Source organism: Luteibacter yeojuensis, assembly GCF_000964085.1.
In the GTDB taxonomy this organism is placed as follows: Bacteria; Pseudomonadota; Gammaproteobacteria; order Xanthomonadales; family Rhodanobacteraceae; genus Luteibacter; species Luteibacter yeojuensis_A.
In genome coordinates this window covers 1-1,367 of the sequence record NZ_JZRB01000077.1, presented here as the reverse complement: position 1 = coordinate 1,367, position 1,367 = coordinate 1, and the positions used below count along the sequence as shown (strand labels likewise).

Here is a 1,367-nt window from a genome sequence, read left to right as displayed (position 1 = left end):
AAGCTAAAGATCGTTGAGCAGTTCCTGGCCGGTCCCCTTGGGGGCCGGCTGCTGGCTCGCCAGTACCGCTTGCCGTATTCGATGGTGTATCGCTGGGTGGCCCGGTTCCAACTGCACGGCGTGGCGGGGCTGGCGGGCGCCGGGGGGCGGTATGACGAGGCGTTCCGGCTGAGAGTGGTGCGTCGGATGCGTCGCGATGACCTTTCCTATTCCCAGGCGGCTGCGCTATTCGGTTTGGGGAGCGTCTCGACGGTAGCCGCATGGGACCGGCGTTATCATGCCGGTGAGTCGCTGGGCATCCAGCGTGGCCGCAGACCCCGGCAAGGCAATGACCGATCCCCAAGCCCCCGTAGATCCCACCGAACCGACCCCGCGCAGCGATTCCCCGACGATCGAGGAGTTGATGGCCGAGAACCAGCGGCTGCGTGTCACGCTGGCACTCCACCAGTACTTCGACGCCACCGAACGGTTCAAAAAAAAAGGACCGAGGAAAAAGCGCGAGCGGTCGAAGCGCTAAGGGGCAGCCTGCCGCTCGATGAGCTGCTTCAGCAAGTGGGATTGGCACGAAGCACCTTCTATCACCGGCGCAGCAAGTGGAATGCCCCGGACCCCAAGGCCGATGTGAAGGCTGCCGTGCGGGCCGCGGTCGACGAACACGCTTGCTATGGTTATCGCCGGATCACGGCGTTGCTCAAGCGCCGGGGCCTCACCATTAACCACAAGCGCGTCCAGCGGACGATGCAGGAGCTGGGTCTCCAGGTACTGCGCAGGACAGGGAAATTCCGCTCATACCGTGGCCCGGGGCACGTGGCTGTCCCAAATCTGGTCAAACGCTGTTTCAGGGCCCCAAAGCCCAATCAGCGATGGGTGACCGATGTCACCGAGTTCGCCGTCGATGGCGAAAAATGCTACCTGTCGCCGATCATGGACCTCTACAACGGCGAGATCGTGGCGTTCCAGATCGAACGGCGGCCCACGCTCAGCCTTGTGCAGAAAATGGTGCGCAAGGCGCTGAAAAAGCTCGGGAAGGCAGACGCCCCACTGCTGCACTCCGATCAAGGCTGGCACTACCAGCACGCGGCGTACCGCCGACTTCTGAGTCAGAAAGGCCTGACGCAAAGCATGTCCGCCAAGGGCGACTGCCTGGATAATGCGGCCATGGAAAGCTTCTTTGGCTTGCTGAAGACCGAGTTCTTCCACCGAACCCGCTTCGACAACATCGCCCAGGTACAAGCCGGAATCCGCCGATACATCCGCTATTACAATCACGAACGCATCAAGCTAAAGCTAAACGGCCTGAGTCCGGTTGAGTACCGGATCCAGGCCGCCGCCTAGCTTACGCTGTCCAACTTTTGGGGGTCACCTCA

At 61.9% G+C, this 1,367-nt stretch carries 1 protein-coding gene; it reads left to right on the top strand.

Annotation, left to right across the window (positions count from 1 at the left end):
* The coding region (locus VI08_RS21545; protein ID WP_232309605.1) for an IS3 family transposase at positions 1-1,335 on the top strand (1,335 nt) is incomplete at its 5' end.
* Positions 1,336-1,367 lie beyond the last annotated feature (32 nt).